Origin of the sequence: Acinetobacter zhairuonensis (genome assembly GCF_022601715.1) — a bacterium.
Classification (GTDB): Bacteria; Pseudomonadota; Gammaproteobacteria; order Pseudomonadales; family Moraxellaceae; genus Acinetobacter.
The window spans coordinates 352,020-373,925 of sequence record NZ_JAKVIM010000001.1; the positions used below are offsets into that span (position 1 = coordinate 352,020).

The 21,906-nt window shown below is 39.7% G+C and carries 18 protein-coding genes; 13 read left to right on the plus strand and 5 right to left on the minus strand.

Features of this window, described 5'->3' with window-relative positions:
• Positions 1-165: 165 nt before the first annotated feature.
• Entirely contained in the window at positions 166-408 is a 243-nt protein-coding gene (locus MKI85_RS01725; RefSeq protein ID WP_100241493.1) for an FmdB family zinc ribbon protein, read from the plus strand.
• A 167-nt stretch (positions 409-575) separates the two neighbouring features.
• Here the strand turns inward: MKI85_RS01725 and MKI85_RS16890 are convergent, their stop codons facing one another.
• Both MKI85_RS16890 and MKI85_RS01735 read right to left on the minus strand, forming a co-directional pair.
• A complete protein-coding gene (locus MKI85_RS16890) occupies positions 576-722 on the minus strand; it encodes a YdhR family protein (protein WP_281070013.1) in 147 nt (48 codons plus the stop codon).
• Between the two features lie 95 nt (positions 723-817).
• Positions 818-1,420 (minus strand): TetR/AcrR family transcriptional regulator, encoded by a 603-nt coding sequence (locus MKI85_RS01735; protein ID WP_241624386.1) that lies wholly within the window; start codon positions 1,418-1,420, stop codon positions 818-820.
• Positions 1,421-2,255: 835 nt separating this feature from the next.
• On the opposite strand from MKI85_RS01735, the gene MKI85_RS01740 reads away from it, so the two are divergent.
• From MKI85_RS01740 to MKI85_RS16940, 5 genes are all read left to right on the plus strand, one after another.
• On the plus strand, positions 2,256-3,179 hold the full coding sequence (locus MKI85_RS01740) for a 2-hydroxyacid dehydrogenase (RefSeq protein WP_241624388.1): 924 nt from the start codon (positions 2,256-2,258) through the stop codon (positions 3,177-3,179).
• A 411-nt stretch (positions 3,180-3,590) separates the two neighbouring features.
• Positions 3,591-5,759 carry a TonB-dependent siderophore receptor gene (locus MKI85_RS01745; RefSeq protein ID WP_241624390.1) on the plus strand — a complete coding sequence of 723 codons (2,169 nt, stop codon included), beginning with the start codon at positions 3,591-3,593 and terminating at the stop codon, positions 5,757-5,759.
• Positions 5,760-5,992: 233 nt separating this feature from the next.
• The gene (locus MKI85_RS01750) at positions 5,993-6,352 is read left to right on the plus strand and encodes a hypothetical protein (RefSeq protein WP_241624392.1); all 360 of its coding nucleotides are present in this window, start codon (positions 5,993-5,995) and stop codon (positions 6,350-6,352) included.
• Positions 6,353-6,518: 166 nt separating this feature from the next.
• Complete coding sequence (locus MKI85_RS01755; RefSeq protein ID WP_241624394.1) at positions 6,519-8,738, plus strand: TonB-dependent siderophore receptor; 2,220 nt, start codon at positions 6,519-6,521, stop codon at positions 8,736-8,738.
• 288 nt (positions 8,739-9,026) lie between these two features.
• Positions 9,027-9,140, plus strand: a complete 114-nt coding sequence (locus MKI85_RS16940) for a hypothetical protein (protein WP_413351771.1) — start codon at positions 9,027-9,029, stop codon at positions 9,138-9,140.
• Positions 9,141-9,272: 132 nt separating this feature from the next.
• Here the strand turns inward: MKI85_RS16940 and MKI85_RS01760 are convergent, their stop codons facing one another.
• The 3 genes from MKI85_RS01760 to MKI85_RS01775 all read right to left on the minus strand — a co-directional run bounded on the left by MKI85_RS01760 (position 9,273) and on the right by MKI85_RS01775 (position 13,340).
• Positions 9,273-10,676, minus strand: coding sequence for an aminotransferase-like domain-containing protein (locus MKI85_RS01760; protein WP_241624396.1), 1,404 nt, complete (start codon positions 10,674-10,676; stop codon positions 9,273-9,275).
• A 209-nt stretch (positions 10,677-10,885) separates the two neighbouring features.
• Positions 10,886-11,890, minus strand: a complete 1,005-nt coding sequence (cydB, locus tag MKI85_RS01770) for a cytochrome d ubiquinol oxidase subunit II (protein ID WP_241624398.1) — start codon at positions 11,888-11,890, stop codon at positions 10,886-10,888.
• A complete protein-coding gene (locus MKI85_RS01775; protein WP_241624400.1) occupies positions 11,883-13,340 on the minus strand; it encodes a cytochrome ubiquinol oxidase subunit I in 1,458 nt (485 codons plus the stop codon). The genes cydB and MKI85_RS01775 overlap by 8 nt, the downstream gene beginning before the upstream one ends.
• Before the next feature lie 292 nt (positions 13,341-13,632).
• On the opposite strand from MKI85_RS01775, the gene MKI85_RS01780 reads away from it, so the two are divergent.
• From MKI85_RS01780 to MKI85_RS01810, 7 genes are all read left to right on the plus strand, one after another.
• Positions 13,633-14,454: a hypothetical protein gene (locus tag MKI85_RS01780; RefSeq protein ID WP_241624402.1), complete on the plus strand. Its 822-nt coding sequence runs from the start codon at positions 13,633-13,635 to the stop codon at positions 14,452-14,454.
• A 152-nt stretch (positions 14,455-14,606) separates the two neighbouring features.
• Entirely contained in the window at positions 14,607-15,677 is a 1,071-nt protein-coding gene (locus tag MKI85_RS01785) for an ArsO family NAD(P)H-dependent flavin-containing monooxygenase (RefSeq protein WP_241624404.1), read from the plus strand.
• 589 nt (positions 15,678-16,266) lie between these two features.
• Positions 16,267-17,259, plus strand: coding sequence for a DUF1852 domain-containing protein (locus tag MKI85_RS01790; protein ID WP_241624406.1), 993 nt, complete (start codon positions 16,267-16,269; stop codon positions 17,257-17,259).
• Positions 17,260-17,296: 37 nt separating this feature from the next.
• On the plus strand, positions 17,297-18,343 hold the full coding sequence (locus tag MKI85_RS01795; protein WP_241624408.1) for a methionine synthase: 1,047 nt from the start codon (positions 17,297-17,299) through the stop codon (positions 18,341-18,343).
• 163 nt (positions 18,344-18,506) lie between these two features.
• Positions 18,507-18,998 (plus strand): flavin reductase, encoded by a 492-nt coding sequence (locus MKI85_RS01800; protein ID WP_241624409.1) that lies wholly within the window; start codon positions 18,507-18,509, stop codon positions 18,996-18,998.
• Positions 18,999-19,783: 785 nt separating this feature from the next.
• On the plus strand, positions 19,784-20,638 hold the full coding sequence (locus MKI85_RS01805; RefSeq protein ID WP_241624411.1) for an OmpA family protein: 855 nt from the start codon (positions 19,784-19,786) through the stop codon (positions 20,636-20,638).
• A 42-nt stretch (positions 20,639-20,680) separates the two neighbouring features.
• Positions 20,681-21,906, plus strand: a 1,226-nt coding sequence (locus tag MKI85_RS01810; RefSeq protein ID WP_241624439.1) for a BapA/Bap/LapF family prefix-like domain-containing protein, incomplete at its 3' end; no start/stop codon positions are given.

Below are 21,906 nucleotides of genomic sequence, written 5' to 3' on the forward strand. Positions count from 1 at the left end.
AGGCTAGTGACCGCTATATCAAATTTGAACGTTACAGTCGACTTTTCTGCATGACTTTGCTTGTACATTTACAAATAGTCACATAACATGAAGTAAGATTACATTTCCTTATGCTTGGGAGTGTGAAAATAAAAACAACGACTGCAGTCAAATAGGAGAATACCTATGCTGTACCAATACCATTGTGCTTGCTGCGACTTAGTGGTTGATTCAGATGTGAAAGAATGTCCGAATTGTGGCTCCCATAATATTCGTAGTCCATTTGGGTTCTGGATCTTCTGTATCGCGACCTGCTTAGCCGTGGTGATTGTGTTTAAGGTGGTACAAGTTTATCTGCATGATCAAGCAGGAACTCCAGTCCAGCCAACCTTATTAGAAACTTTACATTTAAGTAATGATAAGTCCTGACATAATTTCAGGACTTATATACTAAAGTGGCGAACGATTCATTTTCGAAACAGAGTATTGAGCTAAAAGACTTTACTGCGAATATGTGTAATACCGAAGTGTGCGTTGTGCATGGTCAACTATTGAGTGGCTTTTTCCATTGCATTGAATAGGTAGATACCGCTAGCTTATTGGGTATTCGGATTTTCGATCCAGATTTTCCAAATCAGCCCTGTTTCTTGATTAATATCTTCTGCAAGTGGGCTAAATGCAGGCGTCATTTCTTCGAAAAAAGGCCTGGCACTGGGAATGTCAATTTGCAATAAAATTAGCATCGGGAATCGTGCTTATTTTAATTCTACATGATGAATAGTACGGTGGTTTAGGTGAGTGTAAATAAAAAGGAGATCTGAATTGATCTCCTTTTTTATTATTTCCCCGTTTTGTCTGGGGTCATCAGCACCTGATTAATATACAGCTGAATCAAACGTTCACGTGAACCAATCGATTTTTGGTAATGTGTTGAATTCAGCAGTAAGCACGCGCCGTAAGTTACTGTCCAAACATAAGATTGATAGTCACGAATCGACATCGCACTGTTACTTTCTTTCAAATATTTTTCAGTAATTTCTTTGATACTTAAAATGCGAGCTTCACGAATTTTATAAAGTTCATCAAATAAGTTATTGAGTTTACGCTCATTGTTGGTCAAACGTTCTTCAATCACATGCAACAAAATAGTACGGTTCGAATTTAACATGTTGTAGAGCATGTATTCGGAAACGTAGGTATGAATGTCGGTATTGAATTTATGAGAGATATCAAGCAAACGTTGTTCGTTTAGAATAATGAGTTCTAAATACAGTTGATTTTTACTGTCGAAATGCTTGTAAATCGTGCCTTTCGCAATATCTAGCTCGGATGCAAGCTCTTCGAGAGTAATGTCTTGATTGTTATCAAGTAATAGCTTCTCGGCCATTGCTAAGATTTTTTCTTTACGTAAAAGAAAATTTTGTTGGCGTTCTGAATTCATGCATATGTTCCGTATAAGATCACTATAAAAGAACTTGAGAGAAGACTATAACAATTTTTTCTTTAACAGAATTAAACTATTGTAGAAGATGTGCCGATAAAAACAGCAAATAATCCAGTTTAATCATGAGTAAAACAAGATTGCTAAAGCCTTGGGAGAGATATCTAAATTTTGATACCTATCTACAACTCGGTCAAAATAATGATTTTAAAAGGCTTTGTAAAGTTAAAGTAATGCCCAAATTGCAAGCAATTATGATAACTCTCCAGTGATTTATGCATCGTCTGAATAAATAGGATGACCAATATTGAAACCAAGACACTTGATATATAAATTGATAAATTATGTGATTAATCTTGAATAGTCATCAAAGGTTTCATCTACATCGTTAAATCTAAATAAATTGTAGGCGCAATCTGATAACGAATTTTATTCCGATGTTCTGAAAATGTCCGTGGTAATTTGAATTAAAAGAAAAAAATCAAGCTTTATAACGAAAACCATAAGGACACGAGAAATGTTAGCTCTGCATAAATCCTGCATTCGAGATGTTTTACAATTGTAGTGGTGTGAATGCGAGATCGATACAGTTATTGCAAGTGATCATCTTCTAGATCAGTCAGAAAAAACCCAATGTACTTTATGTCTGTTGGCTTAAGAAAATTGAATTTTTGCATCACAAAGTGCGGTCAAACAAAGTGGTTTCTTTGTTTGACTAATAGCTATTGAGTAATTCTTCACACCTGATCTGGTATATCGCATCTTAATTTATAAGTAACGGTTTAAGTCAAAATAACAAGTTTAGGTTGAGCCTAGACTCACAAGGAGAAAGTGAATGATTGTCATTGCGACGGATATTCCTGCCATTGAGAAAATTGTTTGGGAAGCATTTGATAAATATGCGCCGCCAGATAGCTATTGCGGTATGGATGATATAAGAGCACAACATGCCACAACGGCAGCATGCTGGTTTCCGAATGTAGATAAGTTGTTGGATTTGCCAAATTTGGAATTGGTGCATTCAATGGCAGCAGGGGTTGAGCATCTCAACATTCAAGCGCTGGAGGGTAAATATAAGGTCTGTCGTATTGTGGACAGTAGTCATAAGTCTGCCATGCTGAACTATTTGCTTTGGGGTATTTTATATTTCCAGCGTCATTTCGACAGCTACCTGAAAAACAATCAACAGGCAATTTGGCAACAACTTCCGCAACGCCCATCATCAGAGTTCTGTGTGGGGATTATGGGACTAGGGGAACTGGGGCATCATATTGCTTTAAAACTACGCGATATGGGTTATCCAGTGGTGGGGTGGTCTAATTCAGCCAAGAATATAGATGGTGTACGGACTTTTGCGGGTAAAGAAGAATTTGCAGAGTTTATTCAACATCCTCAAGTGTTAATTAATTTGCTGCCGTTAACTGCAGAAACCAAAAATATCCTTTCTGCTCAAACTTTTGAGTTGTTACCTCAGGGTGCTGCCATTATTAATACGGGGCGTGGCGGGCATTTAAATGCGTCAGATTTATTGGCCGCACTTGATGCAGGACATTTAAGTGGGGCAATTTTAGATGTATTTGAACAAGAACCATTAAGCCCTGAGAATCCATTGTGGCATCATCCTAATATTGTGGTGACCCCACATATTGCTTCGCATGCGGACTTAAATGTGGTGGTTCAGCAAATTGTGCAAAATGATCAGTATGTGATGGCGGGTAAGCGATTATTGAATGAAGTCGATGTGGTACGTGGTTACTAGACACTAGCTTAGTAAAGATCAAGCAGGAAATTGCTTTTACAATAAATACTTATTTGTATAAAACCTAGAAGTGGCTACTTGAGTTGCTTCTAGGATTTTTTTTTGCTGCTGAAAGTATTTTGAGTCGTCATGCAATCAGGAGTTTAGTCGAGAAGATTTAAAAAATAAATATAAATGATAATAAGTATCATTATTATTCAAAGTGTTTTATTATTTTATTTCAATGGACTGATGAGTACTTGTTCTCATTTTGGAGCTTTCTATAAAAGGAAGTCTTGAATCATTTTTTAGTTTGTAAAGCCTGTGAAGATGTTGTCATCTCGAGCACATAGGTTTAAGTGCAAAAAGTTCAGTCCTCTTACAACTTCATTTTAATTTTCTCGCGAATTTCTTGATATGAATAAATTCTCTATGTCTGCACCCAAGCCCTTGTATCTTGCCATGCAAATCATCTTTTTATCTTCTAGCGCTATAAGCTTTGCGCATGCGGAAACCAGTGACGAAGAGGTAAGTCATGAGCCCGTATCGCAATTAGAAATTATTACCTTAAAGGCTGAGGATAAAACTGCTGTCACGGAAGATACGGGAAGTTACACCACAGGCAGGAGTAACACGGCAACGAAATTAAATCTTTCTTTAAGAGATACGCCACAGGCGGTGAAAGTCTATACCCGTGAATATTTAGACGACCGTAATATCGAGTCATTCCAAGATTTAATGCGTAATGTGACGGGAGTGACGGCAACACGAACCGATGAGCGCCAGAGTTACTATGCCCGAGGCTTTCAAATTGACTATTACCTGATTGATGGTTTACCTACCACCATGTCCTTGGCTGAAGGTGATTTTGATTTAGGAATTTTTGATCGGGTGGAGGTAGTCAAAGGGGCAAATGGTTTAATGACGGGTGCTGGTAATCCTGCTATGGGATTAAACTTTATTCGTAAACATGCCAATGCAACAGAACTGACTGGAAACATTGAGGCTTCCGCCGGGTCTTGGAATAACTTTTCTAGCTCGGCAGATCTTTCTGGTGCATTGAATGAAGATGGTTCATTACGTGGACGCATGTTGGTGAAACATTCGCAAGAAGATTCGTTTATGGATTTTTATGCCAAAGAGCGTAATGTCCTTTATGGCGCATTGGACTATGATTTAAGCGATTCTACCAGTATGTCGCTTGCGGCAACCTATCAACAGTTACAACGGGATGGGATTCGATGGGGTGGTTTACCCGCTTTTTATAATGATGGTACGCAAACCCAATTTGATCGCTCCTTGACGGTCAGTTCAGATTGGACCTATTGGGATGTGAATACCACAGCCGTTTTTGCTTCGATCAAACAAAAGCTTTATCAAGATATTCACTTAAATGTTGCCTATACCTATCGTCGAGATGATAAAGAAACCGCGTTGCTGTATGTGGCTGGTAAAGTAGATAAAGCCACCAACAAGAGCTTAGGGGCTGTTTCGGTGTATTCATCCGATGTACGAAATGATGAAAACAATGTCGATGTGTATGTGAATGCACCCTTTACCATTGCAGGTCGAGAGCAGGAAATTGTGCTGGGTGGTTCATGGAATAAAGTCGAAATTGTCAAAAACAAATATGGAACGATACAGGGTAAAGATGGGGATTTAATGATTAACACTCCAAATCAACTGGATTTTTCCAATATGAATACCCAGTTATTGACTCCAATTACCAATCCTAAAAGTTTGGCTTTGAATGAAACCACACAACAAGGGGTTTATATCTCAGGTAAATTTCAAATTTTAGATCCCTTAAAAATTGTCGCAGGTGCAAGATTGTCCGATTGGCAGTTCAAGGCATCGGATAGCAAAGGCGATCGGGAGTTTGAGCATGAATTTACCCCGTATTTTGGCGTGATCTATGACTTTGCTCAGGATCATTCATGGTATGCCAGTTATTCCGATATGTTTAAACCTCAAAATCGCCGTGATGCCGAAGGGAATTATCTTGATCCGATCATAGGGAAAAATTATGAAACAGGAATTAAAAGCGAGTTCTTTTCGGGACGTTTGAATACGGCACTGTCTGCTTTCCGTATTGAGCAAACCAATTTTGCAGAGGAAATTCCTGGAGGAAAAGTTCATGTAAATGGAGTTGAACTTTCTGAAAAGGCATATCGTGGGGTAGATGGCGTGGTCAGTAAAGGGGTTGAGTTTGAATTAGACGGAGAGATTAATGATCATTGGGGCGTAAATTTTGGGATTGCTAATTTTGAGGCGAAAGATGCTGAGGGTAATAAAGTCACGACCACCAGCGCGCGTACCACCTCAAATTTATTTGTTAAATATAAACTGGATCAGTGGAGTGCAGGCGCAGGTCTCAATTATCGTAGTAAAACCTATACTGGCACTGGCAGCGATCGTATCGAACAAGATGAGGTCTGGTTGACCAGTTTAATGTTAGGTTATCAAGTCGATCCGAACATCAAACTGCAACTGAATGTCGAAAATATCTTTGATGAAGTTTATTACGATGGCATTGGTGCCAACAGCATGAACTATGGCACACCGCGAAACGCTGTGATGAGTGTGCATTATCGTTTCTAAGACTTTGACGTGATGTAAAAAGCCCTATTTAGGGCTTTTTTATTGAGAGGAGACAAAATCTAAGTAATTTAATAAGGGCGACTAAAAATAGATAAGAAGTTAAAAGGTGCTGTAGTTATAGATGGGGGGATGGCTGGATTAGCATTCACCACTCAATCACCACCCAATTGGTTTAAAAGCCAAATTTAGAGGTCCATTTATTTGAAGCGGCAGCCCAGTTTTCTGAAATTAGGATGTGTATTTCCTTTGGTGCCAATGCGTTCAAAGCAATTCAACTTTGGGGATTAGCGGGTGGATATGAAAGTATTGTCGATAAAGGTAAAAGTACCATTTATAGATATCTATTCGATGTCGTAACCAATTCGTGTCTCTTGGACACGTTGCCTCCGCGTGACATAACAGTCTATGAGCGTAATAGTGAAGTGAAAGAGTTTGAACTGCCGTTTGCGTTGAAACCGTTAAATGTCAGTGCCAATGGTATAACCATTGCGATGACTTGGAAGTGCGCACGTGGGTTATCCAAAGTATTCAAAACATTTTCCAACGTTTGTAGGAGCGTACAAAATAATCTTAAATCTAATTTTGAATTTTGAGCGTTATGCTTGAGTCACATTCGGTGTGCAGCAACGCACTGCAAAACCATGCAGAAAAAACCTGAAATATGTCGCAGAAAAGCATTGTTCAATGCTTAAAAATTGTGAATACTCATGCCCGCAAAATTCAGGTTGTAAGATTATCTTTTGGGGTTAGGCAATTACTGTGAATACGTATCCATTTTCATTTTCTCGACTACAAAAAACATTGCTGGCAGTTGGTTCATTTTCATGTATTGGACTCAGTTCAGCATTAACACATGCAGCAGATGAAACTGATACACAGCAATTGGCAACCATTACTGTCACTGCGGAAAGCGCAGAAACGGCATATTATCAACCGAAAGTGAATTTATCGGGTTTTACTCAGCAAAACATTGCAGAAATTCCAGCCTCGATTCGCACCGTTACAGCGGCACTTATTGCAGATCAACATGCCAAAACCTTAACTGATGTGGTCAAAAATGATGCTGCGGTTGGCGATGGCTATGCACCAATTGGTTATTATCAAAACTTTGTGATGCGTGGTTTTAGCTTAAATGCGGGATCAAGTTATCTCATGAATGGCAACCTGTTGCGCGGTGAGCAAAATGTTGCGCTTGAAAACAAAGAGCAGGTCGAAATTTTAAAGGGAATCAGTGCGATTCAAAGTGGGATGTCGACACCAGGAGGTGTAGTCAACTACGTGACCAAGCGTCCGAAAGATATTCGCTCCATTACTGTTGAAGGAGATAGTCATGGCGGTAATCGTGTAGCGACCGATTTAGGTGGTCTACTTGGAGATCAGCAGCAGTTTGGTTATCGATTGAATGTTGCAAAAGAAGAAATTCATCCATATGTAGACCATGCGGATGGTCAGCGACTGTTTGGTTCTCTGGCTTTGGACTGGAAAGTTTCAGATCGATCCAAACTTGAATTTGATATTGAATCACAACGTCAGCGTCAACGCTCTGTGCCAGGTTATCAGTTACTTGATGGTACAACCGTGCCGACTGGTGTGGAATGGGATCGATTACTTGGCTACCAAAGCTGGGGCAAACCTGTCACCAATGAAAGCTTTAATACAGGTTTAAAATACACCTACAAGTTCAATGACAGCTGGGCCGCAAATGTGGCTGCATCACACAGCCGTGTGGTGGTAGATGACTACTCAGCATTTCCATGGGGATGCTACAGCAGCATTTGCCAATATACTGGTTTGGGCAATACCTTTGACCAAAATGGCAATTACGATATTTATGATTTCCGTAGTCCCAATGACACCTATTTGACCAATCAAGTGAAAACGGGGCTCAACGGTCAATTTAATACAGGAACTTGGCAACATCACCTCAGTTTAGAATTGTCACAGACATATAAACGTCGTGCTCAATATGATGCGATTTTTCAACCCGTAAGCGATGCTTTTGAAGCTACAGGGAATATGAATAGTGATCCTATTGAATATATTCCGAGTGAAAAAACCTTAGGTAATCATTACAAATCATTAAATAGTGAACAAACTGCTTTAAACCTATTGGATCAAATTGACTTTAATACTCAATGGTCAGTGCTGTTAGGCGGTAAGTTGCTGCATTTAGATGAGAAGGCGTATGCAGCGGACGGCAGACAAATCCGCGACACTAATTTTAACCGTTTCTTGCCACAAATGGCGGTGATGTATCAACCGTGGGAACGTACCCATGTCTATGCATCTTATGCCAAAGGCTTAAGTGATGGAGGACAGGCGCCGTGGATGGCATTTGGTAATGCGGATAAAGGTATTGAAGGGAATGCAGGTGTGACTTTAGCACCTGTTCATTCAACCCAATATGAACTGGGAATTAAACAACAATGGCAGGCAATGTTGTTTACCGCAGCCGTATTTGATTTAACACAAGACAATCAATATACCAATTCAGATAATTACTACTTGACTGAAGGTGAACAGCATAATTTAGGTTTGGAGTTAGGCTTGCAAGGTCGCTTGGCTGAAAATCTTGATATGACTTCGACTTTGGCATTGATCCGTTCACGTTTAACAGGAGTTGATGTCGCCGAATATCAAGGGCATCAAACTCAGAATGTACCGACTGTCCGTTTCGCAAGTCATCTATCATATAGCTTGCCGCAAGTAGACGGTTTACGCCTATTGGCAGGGTTGCAGTACAGCAGCAGCAAATATGCCAACAAGGTAGGTTCAGTTAAAGTTCCGAGTTATACCGTATTTGATGTGGGTTCAGCTTATAACTTCCGTGCCTATGGTTATGACAATACCTTGCGTCTAAATGTGGATAATCTGTTCAATAAAAAATACTGGCGTGATGCAGGCAGCTTCGCTGGAGATGACTATTTATTCCTAGGCGCACCGCGTTCAGCACAATTCTCATGGACGGTAAATTTCTAAATCTAGATTTTTAGTTCATTAAAACTAGACTGTTTGAGTGTTTCACTTGAGCAGTCTTTTTATTTGGGGGGAATGAAAGATCGCATTTGCTCAAATCAGGTATTTGGCTACTCTGCACTTTTTGAAAATAGAAAAATACAGGTGTGTGATTAGCAGATCTGTAAAACACTGAAGAAGCAAATATTTAGTGTACTTGTATCTGTTATATTTTTTCTTTAAAAACTGTACCTACACTTCCTCCATGTGATGCTTAAAATGATGATTAATATGAGTTATGAGCAAGCATCGATGGATTTTTTCTTTAAAAAAAATAAGGCATGGTTTGTGTTTTTTATCATCACTGTATATTCATTTCTGGGTTTTTTTATTGGCTATGTGATCTGGGAATACGTTTTACAGTAAAACTGAAGACAGCAAAAAACACAGAATCTAGCCCCAAATGTCTGTTTCAATTGGAAGTTGTTTGACGTAAAGAGCAGCAGCTTAGCTCTTCTTCAGCAATTTCAACAATCACGATTGACTCAAGGATGCAGATTATGCCTGCATCGCTGAAATTTGTTCAATCAAGAGATCGAGTGCCTGAATAATAGTTTCATTCATTTCAAAGGAACAGTTGATGCGAATGTGGTTTTGCTTTTTATTCTTGCGATAAAAGAGAATACTTGGGGCAATCCCAATATCATTCAGAATCATTTTTTCATAAATACGGCTGCTGTCTACATCTTCAGGCAGTGTCACCCAGAGAAAGTAGCCAGATGGATAATAATGTACACTGCATTTTTCGGGTAAGTTCTTGCTGAGATATTGATAATATTGAGTTTTAAGTCTTTTTAAAGTCGTACGCAGACCTTTCAAATGTTTTTCATAATGACGATGCGAGAGATAATCCACCAGTGCATTTTGAATAAATGAGTTGACAGAAATGGTGCTCATTAATTGTAAATGCTGGATATGTTCTGAAAACTTCCCTGCATAGACCCAACCCACACGGAAACCCGCACCTAAGGTTTTGGAAAAGGAAGAGCAGTGCAGCACCAGATTCTGCTGGTCATAATATTTCATGGACAGCGGCTTTTTCTGATCATAATAAAGCTCTTCATAGACATCATCTTCAATCAAATAGATGTCATGTTGATGCAGCAGTTTCGCCAGTTCAAATTTGATTTCATCACTAACGGTAAATCCAATCGGGTTATGGCTATTCAGCATCAGCAAGCAGACCTTGATTGGATAGCTTGTGATGGCTTTTTTAAAGGCTTCCAGATCTAAGCCATGTTCCGGGTGTTCAGGAATGGTGATCACCTTTAAACCGAGATTTTCTGCCGCTTGCCATGCGCCGTAAAACACAGTTTCTTGCAGCAGAATATAGTCACCTGCTTGGGTCATGGCTCTTAACGACAGATTCAAGGCATCCAGACCACCCGAAGTAATCACAATATCTGAAGGATCGGTGGGAATACCTTGCATGCAGTAACGTTGCGCAATTAGCTTTCGTAGCTCGTAGTTACCCGGTGGTAAGCTTGGCATTTGCTCATAACCGACACGGTACTTCGCCTGCTGTGCTAAGGTCTGCATCAGTTTTGGTGAATAAAGCAGTTGGCTATTGGGGAAAGCACTGCCTAAAGGCACAATTTTCTCAGATTGAATGGATTTTAAATATCGAAAAACGATTGAGTTAATTTCGATTTTTTCATTCACAACCACTTTTTTCGCGAGGGCAGCTTGTACAGGATTTTCAGCAATGAAGTAGCCTAATTTTTCTTTGGAATAGATCAGTCCTTGCGCTTCCAATTCCTGATAAGCATTCATCACGGTAATTAAGCTAAAGCCAGAAATCTCGACTTGTTGTCTTAAAGAGGGCAGTTTCTCATGCGCTTTCCACGTCCCTGTTTCAATCAGATGTTTTAGGCTTAAGGCGAGTTGTTCTGATTTATACATAAAGTGTCATGCTCATATGAGAAAGGGATAGCCGTGATTGCACCGCTATCCGAAGTTTTATTCATTACGTTTTTAATAGGCTAGGCTCAGTAGCAGTTTAAAAAAGCCAGCAATTAAGCCTAGGGACAAGAAACCAAAACACCATAATAATATGAACCATGCTGTAGGGCTCAAACGATTTTGCATTTTTTTCATCAGCTTCACCTTGCTTAATGATAGCCTTCATCACCAATACGCACTTTGTCACGGAATACCCAGTAGGACATAAAGGTGTAAGTCAAGATAATCGGAATCAGAATCACAGCACCAACCAGTGCAAATTTCATGCTCGATTCAGGCGCTGCTGCTTGCCAGATGGAAACTGAAGGTGGAATGATGTTGGGCCATAAACTAATTACAAAACCTGTAAATGCCAGAAACACCAAACCAAGCGTTAACACAAAAGGTTGCTTATCTTTTCGCTGCGTACATGCTTTCAAAATAAAACTAGAGCAGATCAGGACTAAAACAGGCACAGGGCTGAAATAGAACAGATTTGGCAAGCTAAACCAGCGCTGTGCAATTTCAGGATGGTTGATTGGGGTATAAATACTGACTGCACCAAATACGATGAGCAGCGTGATGATCAGCTTAGGCATTAGCGTGTACATCTTCGCTTGTAAATCAGCCTCGGTTTTCATGATGAGCCATGCGCAACCTAATGCGCTATACATGATGACCACACCCAAGCCTACGAACAAAGAGAATGGAGTTAGCCAATCGAGTGGACCGCCACTGTAAATGCCGTTTTGTGTTTCAATCCCTTGAATATACGCTCCAAGAATCACCCCTTGGAAAAAGCTGGAGAAGAATGAACCCCAAATAAAGGCTTGATCCCATAAGGGTTTACTACGATGGGCTTTAAAGCGAAATTCAAAAGCCACGCCTCGGAAAATCAAGGCGATCACCATAAAAATGATCGGTAAATACAAGGCAGATAACACGGTGGAGTAGACCAAAGGGAAGGCGGCAAATAGACCTGCACCACCCAAGACCATCCAAGTTTCATTGCCATCCCAGACTGGGGCAACGGTATTCATCATGACATCACGTTCTGGTTGTCCTTGAATAAATGGAAACAAGATACCAATCCCAAGATCAAAGCCATCCATGATCACGTAAATCAATACGCCCAAGCCAATAATCCCGACCCAGATTAATGCAAGATCAATCATGATGTTTCTCCTTATTCGAAGGTGTTTGGCTTGTTGAATCATCGACGGATTCTTCGACAGCACTTAAGGGACGCATAGGAGTTTTAAAGTGTCCTGGACCTGCAAGCTGTGAATCGACACTGTCGATATGCTCGGGACCTGACTTGATTAATTTCAACATGTAGTAGATGCCTGTACCGAAAACCACGGTGTAGACCAGTACAAAAATAATCAGACTGAGACCCACTTGATCTGCGGTGACGGTATGCGATAGACCATCTTGGGTACGAATCACGCCATAAACCACCCAAGGTTGTCTGCCGACCTCCGTAGTGACCCAACCTGCAAGCAAGGCAATGTAACCTGTAGGCCCCATAAATGTTGCAAAGCGATGGAACCAGCGGCTCTCATATAAACGGTTTTGCTTACGTAGCCATAGGGCAGTCAGAGACATCAACACCATCAGCATGCCGAGTCCCACCATGACGCGGAAACTCCAGAACACCACTGGAACAGGTGGACGATCTTCAGGAGCGAAGTCTTTTAAGCCTGTAACTTTGCCATCCATAGAATGAGTTAAAATTAAGCTGCCTAAATTCGGAATGCCAATCTCGAGGTTATTACGTTCATTTTCCATATCAGGCAAAGCAAATAGCAGTAACGGCATGCCATGATCATGATTGGTTTCCCAGTGACCTTCAATCGCAGCCAATTTAGTGGGCTGATGTTTCAAGGTATTTAGACCATGCTGATCCCCAATGACCACTTGCAGACAAGACGTCACGAGCACCATCCATAGTCCCATAGAGAAGGATTTTTTCACCAGCTCATCACGACGACCTTTGAATAAGTGCCATGCGGCTGTCCCAACCACCAATAAGGAAGATACGAGAAACGCTGCAGTTGCCATATGCGCAAAGCGATAGGGGAAGGATGGATTAAACACAATTGCCCACCAGTCAGATGGGACAATAATGCCATTTTCGATGGCAAAGCCTTGTGGAGTCTGCATCCAGCTGTTGGAGGATAAAATCCAGAACATGGAAATACAGGTACCAATCGCAACCATCAAGGTAGCAAAAAAGTGAGCTTTAGGACCGACACGTCCCCATCCGAACAGCATAATGCCGAGAAAACCTGCTTCGAGGAAAAAGGCACTCAGCACTTCATAAGCCAATAATGGACCAGTGACTGAACCTGCAATGCGGGAAAACTCACTCCAGTTGGTGCCGAACTGATAGGACATGACAATGCCAGATACGACGCCCATGGCAAATGCGACAGCAAAAATTTTGATCCAGTATTTAAATAGATCTTTGTAAATCGGGTTTTGCGTACGTAGCCATTTCCATTCTAGTAATGCTAGAAAGCAGGCTAAGCCAATCGAAGTAGCAGGAAAGATAATATGGAATGAAACAGTAAATGCAAACTGTATGCGCGCGAGCTCTAGCGCGGTTAAACCAAGGCTCATAGGAACCCCCTTTGCAGAGATAGAGTTCTGAGATTGACTAAACACACACTGTTTATTTCAGTGTTATATAAAATTATAGATCGTTTCATCAAAACTACCTACTTTGAATAATTATCCAGATTTTGCAGGACAGGGAATTCAAGAAGTAGGTACAAGAATACGTGATAAAAAATATAACAGAGAAAGTCGATAAAAACACTCTGTTATATTCATACAGTGCGATTTTGTAGCTACTGCTGAGTTGAAAAAAAATCAAAAATGTTTGAAATGAATAAATCTTGATGGTGCGGACATGTTTGTTACAGAGAGTCTGAATAGAATTCCTGAGCTTGTAGAGCAGGGTGCTTTTTCAGAAAAGTTGCAAAAGCAACTGATACAGAAATTTGTCAATTTAGAAGCCACCCTACTACGTGCAAAAGTATTACGTGAACTTTCCAAGGCGAAAGTCGATTATATCGTGCAGTCGGCCATTCAGCAGGAGCAATCAAGCTTAGCTTACTTGTTTTCGCCTTTTATTCTGGGAAATTTAAATCAAACCACCATCTATCATAGCCAAGCAAGCCTACCTGTACTGAATCTATTAAACCGTTACTATCAGGCCGAGAAAAAACAGCACATCAAAATGGATGATGTCCTGCAAGCCTTGAATATTTATTTAGATCTGCATGATACCGACTTAGACGATGTGGAATTTTTCTATTACGCCTTGCTAAATGCCTTGTGCCGAGCAGATGTCGCCCAGATATATTTAATTACCCATTTAAAGCTTGATATGAAGAAAATTGCGGCAGTTGAACAGTTTTTTATGATCAAGATTCATGTTATTGCAACGGATCCATTAGACAAAATCATGGACAGCGCTGAACTCGACATGCGTCAGTTAATGTTTAAACGCAAAGATCAAAGCTATATCGAATTGTGTGAAAGATTCTCCAATCTTAATGCACAGTTGCTTTCTGTGAGCGGTCGTTATCATCAACTTCAAGCCAAGCAACTGGTGGAAGATATGTTCTATGCAGAGCATATTTATGAAAAATTATCGGTCTATGCCGAGTATATGCAGACCTGTATTCAGAATGGTGTGTCAGGGCAGTCGGTGGCTTTATTTGCCTGATCTATTTCAATTTCTATTGAACAGAGGGGAAGCTTTGAGCATGTAATAAGTTGAAATATATTGCCATTAAATCGCTTATAATCCCATGTGCAAAATCGAAAAAAATGATCGTGCAATGAATGATAAATTGACATGTTTTAAGGAGAATGGTTTTGGCCCAACTGCAAGCTGAGGTAGATGTCGTCATTATTGGCGGTGGACAAGCAGCACTTTCAACAGCTTACTTCTTAAAACGGAAAAAGATTTCATTCATTATTTTAGATAATCAGCAACATGCAGGTGGTGCATGGTTACATGCTTGGGAGTCACTTCGCCTATTTTCTCCCAATACATGGAGTTCATTATCTGGCTGGATGATGCCCACAACAGCAGATACTTACCCAACTCGTGATGAAGTGATTGCCTATTTGACCGCATATGAGCAACGTTATCAATTTCCTGTCGTACGCCCAGTACAAGTCGATCATCTTGAACAGCAGCGTGGCTATTTAGATGTTTATGCGGATGAGCGTTATTGGAAAGCAAAGGCGGTCGTGAGTGCAACGGGGACTTGGGGACAATCTTATATTCCTAAGTATCAGGGTGTTGAACATTTTGAAGGGCTACAATTACATTCTGCTGATTATGTAAATGCGGAACCGTTTAAAAATAAACGTGTTTTAGTGGTGGGTGGTGGAAATTCAGGTGCGCAAATTCTTGCTGAAGTTTCAAAAGTTGCGGAAACCACTTGGGTGACCATGACACCACCACAGTTTCTGGCAGATGATGTAGACGGTCGAGTCTTGTTCCTTCGAGCAACAGAGCGCTTAAAAGCACAACAAGAAGGTCGCAGTATTGATCAGCCTGTAGGTGGTCTGGGGGATATTGTGATGATTGATACCGTGAAAGAAGCGAGAGCACGGGGCGTATTACACAGTCGGAAGCCATTTGTGTCATTTCAGCAAAGTGGCGTGATTTGGTCTGATGATTCTTATCAACAGGTTGATGCAGTGATCTGGTGTACAGGCTTTAAGCCCGCGCTCAATCATTTGAAAAGTCTTGATCTTGTAGAACCTAATCAAACAGTTGCTGTGGAAAATGGTCGTTCGATGAAAGTGCCCAATCTATGGTTAGTCGGTTATGGGGAATGGACAGGAATGGCATCTGCGACCTTAATTGGCGTGTCCAGAACGGCTAGACAAACAGTAGATGAAATAGCGGCTTATTTGGCTGAGTCAGTATAATCCTGCATCTATCATGATAATGAATGAGTCAACATGTACGGGGAATCAATTCGGTTCGCCCAATACGCCATTACATCAAGCTGATGAGTTTTTTACTTCTGATAGCACTCTAAAAATCATGGATCTGCACCGAGATCAGACACACGTTTCTAGATTAGATCAAAGCTTGGTTTCTAAAAGTATTGAACTATCAATAAGTGATCAAGTCTTATGCATTATGTGAATTTTGCTTAAATCGTGTGATAAAAAATAAATCATTTCATTCATCTCCTTGATTTTAAGGAGACGAAATTTACATCTGAAGCAGTACTTTCTAGCCACTTTTCGCCATTTAATTTTTATTCTTTTTATATTAGATTATTAATGATTATTTAATATAACTTATTGTTTTATATTTATAAAATATATTGTTTCTTAATGATCTCTTTTATGCAAACTCAATCCGATTGGAACGTGAGGTGATTTTAAACATGAATTTTACTCACTTTGTGTTGAGACTAAATCATTTTTATTCATGTAGTGATTGCGGTATAAATTACACCATTCAAGCAATTTAGATTTAATCTCAAAAATTAGGATGACAATCACCATGAGTAAAGAGTTTGCATGTTCAATCAAACGCATTCGTTTTGATGAAAACTATCAACCAGCAGATAGCACACGCTTAACAACTAACTTTGCCAATTTGGCGCGTGGTGAGAGCCGTGAGCAGAATCTACGTAATACGCTTCGCATGATTAATAATCGTTTCAATGCCTTAGCGCAATCAGACAATCCAAATGGTGATCGTTATTCATTGGAAATTGATATTATTTCTGCTGATTTAGACATTGAAGGCAATGGTAAAGCTTTCCCGATTATTGAAATGTTGAAGAGTACCATTACCGATCATCATACCAATCAACGCATTGAAGGCATGATTGGCAATAGCTTCTCTTCTTATGTACGTGACTACGATTTCAGTGTGGTATTGAAAGAACATAATAAAGAGAATTCGACTTCGTACGCACCTGAAGGATTTGGTGAATTACACGGCAAGCTTTATCAGTACCTTGTGAACTCAGAGACCTTTAAAGCAGAATTTAATCAACAACCTGTGATTTGCTTGAGTGTTTCAACAGCGCGTAAATATTACCGTACCACCAATGAACATCCAATTTTGGGTGTTGAGTATAAACAAGACCAGTACTCACGTACCGATGAGTATTTCCATAAAATGGGCTTACAGGTTCGCTTCTTTATGCCAAAAGGCAGTGTTGCACCTTTAGCATTCTATTTTGCGGGTGATTTACTGCGTGATTACACAGAGTTTGAACTCATCAGCGCAATCAGCACCATGGAAACGTTCCAGAAAATTTATCGTCCTGAAATTTACAATGCTAATTCATCAGCGGCGCAAGTTTATCAAGCAAGCCTAGAGTACCCAGATTACTCATTAACGCGAATTGTGTATGACCGAGTTGAACGTGGTCAGCTTGCTGTGAAACAGGGCAAATGGACGGAAGAGAACTTTATTAAGCCATATCAAGACATTCTTGAGCAATGGGCTGCCAATTACAACGCAGAGCGTAACGCTGCTTAATTTACCTGAAATAGAACTTAGAGATAGAAGATTTAAAATGGCAATTTTATTACCAACATCAACGGCTGGTAGCTTACCGAAACCCTCTTGGCTTGCGGAGCCTGAAAAACTTTGGTCACCGTGGAAACTCGAAGGTGAGCAACTGCTTGAAGCGAAACAAGATGCTTTGCGTTTGTCATTGCAAGAACAACAACATGCAGGCATTGATATCGTGAGTGATGGTGAACAGACTCGCCAACACTTTGTGACCACCTTTATTGAACATCTTGACGGTGTTGACTTTCAAAAGCGTGAAACGGTTCGTATTCGTAATCGTTATGATGCAAGCGTTCCATCGGTGGTGGGTGCGGTCTCACGTCAAAAGCCAGTGTTTGTGGAAGATGCGAAATTTTTACGTAGTCAAACCACTCAGCCGATTAAATGGGCACTTCCTGGTCCGATGACCATGATCGACACCCTTTATGATGGTCACTACAAAAGCCGTGAAAAATTGGCTTGGGAATTTGCCAAAATTCTGAACCAAGAAGCGTTAGAACTTGAAGCTGCAGGTGTCGATATCATTCAATTTGATGAACCTGCATTTAATGTGTTCTTTGATGAAGTGAATGACTGGGGTGTAGCCACGCTAGAACGCGCACTTGAAGGTTTGAAGTGTGAAACTGCGGTTCACATTTGTTATGGTTACGGCATCAAAGCCAATACCGATTGGAAAAAGACTTTAGGTTCAGAATGGCGTCAATACGAAGAAGCATTCCCGAAACTACAACAGTCTAAAATTGACATTGTTTCACTGGAATGTCAAAACTCACGTGTGCCGATGGATCTGATCGAATTGATTCGCGGTAAAAAAGTCATGGTGGGTGCGATTGACGTTGCCACTAACACCATCGAAACAGCAGAAGAAGTGGCGAATACATTGCGTAAAGCACTTCAGTTTGTTGATGCAGATAAGCTTTATCCTTCAACCAACTGCGGTATGGCGCCTTTGGCACGTGAAGTGGCGCGCGGTAAACTGAATGCCTTAAGTGCAGGTGCTGAAATTATTCGTAAAGAACTTTCAACTTCATACGCCTCTATCGCGTGATGGGAAAGTGCTACCTGTTTAATCAAATGGGTAACTCATTTTCAAGTTCAAACCATGTGCTTGTTTGATCAAGTACACATTATAAGCCAGAGGTTATATGACGCGAAGCGCGTGATATAGCCTAATCTAAACAAAATGTACGGTTCAATTTAGGAACAAGATGATGATTGAAGCAACAGACTTTAGAAATGCAATGTCTTCGTTAACCAGCGCAGTGAGTGTTGTGACTACGGCAGGCATGTCTGATCGTCATGGTTTCACTGCATCTGCGGTGTGTAGTGTTACAGATACACCACCGACTTTATTGGTCTGCATGAATAAAGCCTCTCGCTCACATACGCATTTTGTCGAAAATAAAATTTTAACCGTGAATGTTCTAGGTGCGCAGCATGAGCATATTTCGAATGTGTTTGCATCGAAACTGAGTTCAGAAGAGCGCTTTCAACATGGTGTCTGGACAGAACTGGAAACAGGCGCACCTGTATTAGAAGATGCTTTGGTGAATTTTGATTGTGAAATTGATGAAATTCAAGAAGTGGGTACGCATACCATTTTTATCTGTCGTATTGTTGCGATTCAACAAAGTGAGCAAGATCAGAGTTTGGTTTATTTTAACCGTGCCTATCATCAGGTGGGACAAACAGAAGCTGTTTAAAGTAGAGTTTGATTGATTGATCTTAAAGTGTGTACATAGGGATTTGGTGTACCAAAGTTTAAAAACTAAAGTTCTAACGAATAACTCAGATTTAAGGCAAAACTTAGATAAAAGTTTTGTCTAATACTAAGCTAGTCTCTCAATAAGTTACGGTGCGCGATTTTACTTGCGAACATGTTATCTTCGATAAAAGTCTCCAAATTTATTCTAGACCATCTTATATAAATATTTTATGGTCTTCACTCATCCCTCTTGATCGAATCCACATCATTTTAAGCTTTAAATGAAAGCCGTATCTATATTTATAGAAAGGTGAAAGCATAATTTAAGCATTACAGCATATTCAATTTAATTCTTCATTAATATGTATATCTGAATTTCCATATATTTAATTCAAGCGGTTATTGATAACAATATTCCAAATTATGGTTCCGAGTTTTAAATAACTCGTCAAAACAAAAACAACGTTATATTCCAAGATAATCTGGGTAAAGTGGGTGCTCACTCTACTTTGATGTTCAATAAACCATTTATTGAATGAGATACATTTGTCTCTTGGCTAGTATTCAAGTTGAAATTTAATTTAAACAGATACATAAGGCTAAATAATTGTTGATTTTATTTATTAGTAAAACTAATTAAAGCGTATATATATACTAAAAAATAAGACTTAAGTTTAATAAAATACCAATAATGATAACTGTGTCACAAAAATTAAATTAAATGTGTATAATAAAATAATAATCTTGTTTTTGTTGATTGTTTTATTATTTTAAGGATTAAGTATGTCAAGGTTATCTTTACTTGTTGTTGCGGTTGCTTTGGGGTTGCATGGGTGTAGCACTTCACAATATTCGAAACCCAATAATTTATTATTTCAAGATCAAAAGATTGAAAATAGTTCAAGAATTACTGTTCAAAGAGATGAGCAACTTTGCGCAGACGACACTATTGATAAGCAAAATTGTCCAATAAGCTTTTACATAGATAATTTTAAAGCTGGAGATTTTTATATCAATAATCAGGCGAACTACTATTTGAAGCCTGAACAATATAATTTCAAAGTGAAGAACTGTACCGAAAATAGTTGTCAGTCATGTGAGGTTGAAATTAACACAACAAATGGAGCTGTGAATAACTTCACTCTTTCTGTTAATGAAAAAGGTTTCCCATTCATTTTAGAAAATGGGAAAAAACTAAGTTGCTCTGCGCCACTCACAGAAGAGCCTTTAATCAAAAAAGAAGAAACCATTACAGTGGATCTTTCGGCAGATACTTTATTTAAATTTAACGGCTCAACCTTAACTGACTTAAAACCAAAAGGTCATGATGAAATTGTTGATTTAGCCTCAAAAATATCTACGGGTTATGCCTCTGTCAGTGCAATTAAATTGGTGGGGCATACTGACCGATTGGGAAGTGAATCGTATAACCAAAAACTGGGACTAGAACGAGCGAACACGGTACGCCAGTTACTGATCCAGAAAGGGATTTCTGAAAACATTATTACTGCTTCAAGTTTGGGCGAAAGCCAACCCGTGACAGATGGATGTCAAGGTGTTCAGCCAAAATCAGCATTGACAAGCTGTTTACAACCTGATCGTCGCGTCACAGTAGAAATAACAGGTATCACTAAGTAATTAAAGCAACTGAATTAATTGAATTTTGTATCAGAGTTAAAAATGAATAATTTTATTGTTGTTGAAAAAGATTCTCTAAATAAAGTAAATGTTAATAGTCAAAAAATTGTTTTAAATGAAGCTTCTATTGTGCATACAAAAATGCACCGAGAGGATGTCGCTGAGTTTGTTCAGGATGGGAATAACTTACTGTTAAAACTCAAAGATGGAAATGTGATTACCATTGAAAACTTTTTTGTGACTTATGATGATGTTAAGTCAGACTTGGTTTTTGAAGAAGATGATTGCGTTTTATATTGGTTCGATGGCGTTTCAGGCTTTAATGGTATTTCGGGATTAGAAGTATTACTACCAGAAGCAGGAAGTAAGCTCGCAACAATTTTACCTTGGTTAGTGGGTGCGGGGGTTGTTGGGGGGATTGCAGCAGCGCTTAATAATGATGACGATAAAGACTCCATTCCTAACGGAACCATTACCACTCAAATTAGTTCATCAGGTGATATTTCAGGTACAGTCACCAATGTTCCTGCTGGAACTGAAGTACAAATTACCATTAAAGGGCAAGATAAAGACGGAAATGCTCTAGAACGCGAAGTAACCACAACAGTAGATGCTGATGGTAACTATACAGCCGAAGTCCCAACAGACTTTGCGGATGGTGACATCACAGTGAAAGCAGAAACAGTAGATCGTAATGGTAACCCTGTTGAAGCTGAAGACAGCCTATTGAAGACCGATCATGACAATGATCCAAGCACACCAGATCAAGGTGGTTTAGATCGCGTTGATGGCACCATTACAGTTGATATTACTTCAAAAGGAAAAATCACTGGGACTACTACGGATGTATTGCCAAACTCGACTGTTATTTTAATCGTTACTGGTTTTGACGGAAATGGTAATCAAATCAGTTTAGAAAGAACAGTTCAAACGGACGAAAATGGAAATTACGAACATCAATTATTGATTACAGATGGCATTGTCGAAGGTTCCGCTGTTACTGTAGTTGCAAAAACTACTGACAATAACGGTAATGTAATCACTGATACAGATGGCTTAACTGGTAAAGTGGATAATCCTGCTGGTGGATCAATACCAGGTGGTTTAGATCATGAAGATGGTGCAATCACCGCTGAAATTGATCCGAAGACTGGCACAGTATCAGGCACAGTGACCGACGTCCCTGAAGGTGAAAAAGTCATTGTGACCATTGAAGGTGTAGACAAAGACGGTCATCCAGTTAAGGAAGACGTTGAAACTACAGTAGT

Coding starts and splice junctions, on each gene's coding strand:
- MKI85_RS01780 (WP_241624402.1), top strand. CDS start 13,633: ATGTTTGTTACAGAGAGTCTGAATAGAATTCCTGAGCTTGTAGAGCAG.
- MKI85_RS01750 (WP_241624392.1), top strand. CDS start 5,993: ATGTGTATTTCCTTTGGTGCCAATGCGTTCAAAGCAATTCAACTTTGG.
- MKI85_RS01790 (WP_241624406.1), top strand. CDS start 16,267: ATGAGTAAAGAGTTTGCATGTTCAATCAAACGCATTCGTTTTGATGAA.
- cydB (WP_241624398.1), bottom strand. CDS start 11,890: ATGATTGATCTTGCATTAATCTGGGTCGGGATTATTGGCTTGGGCGTA.
- MKI85_RS01805 (WP_241624411.1), top strand. CDS start 19,784: ATGTCAAGGTTATCTTTACTTGTTGTTGCGGTTGCTTTGGGGTTGCAT.
- MKI85_RS16940 (WP_413351771.1), top strand. CDS start 9,027: ATGGATTTTTTCTTTAAAAAAAATAAGGCATGGTTTGTGTTTTTTATC.
- MKI85_RS01800 (WP_241624409.1), top strand. CDS start 18,507: ATGATTGAAGCAACAGACTTTAGAAATGCAATGTCTTCGTTAACCAGC.
- MKI85_RS01725 (WP_100241493.1), top strand. CDS start 166: ATGCTGTACCAATACCATTGTGCTTGCTGCGACTTAGTGGTTGATTCA.
- MKI85_RS16890 (WP_281070013.1), bottom strand. CDS start 722: ATGCTAATTTTATTGCAAATTGACATTCCCAGTGCCAGGCCTTTTTTC.
- MKI85_RS01795 (WP_241624408.1), top strand. CDS start 17,297: ATGGCAATTTTATTACCAACATCAACGGCTGGTAGCTTACCGAAACCC.
- MKI85_RS01740 (WP_241624388.1), top strand. CDS start 2,256: ATGATTGTCATTGCGACGGATATTCCTGCCATTGAGAAAATTGTTTGG.
- MKI85_RS01775 (WP_241624400.1), bottom strand. CDS start 13,340: ATGAGCCTTGGTTTAACCGCGCTAGAGCTCGCGCGCATACAGTTTGCA.
- MKI85_RS01745 (WP_241624390.1), top strand. CDS start 3,591: ATGTCTGCACCCAAGCCCTTGTATCTTGCCATGCAAATCATCTTTTTA.
- MKI85_RS01760 (WP_241624396.1), bottom strand. CDS start 10,676: ATGTATAAATCAGAACAACTCGCCTTAAGCCTAAAACATCTGATTGAA.
- MKI85_RS01735 (WP_241624386.1), bottom strand. CDS start 1,420: ATGAATTCAGAACGCCAACAAAATTTTCTTTTACGTAAAGAAAAAATC.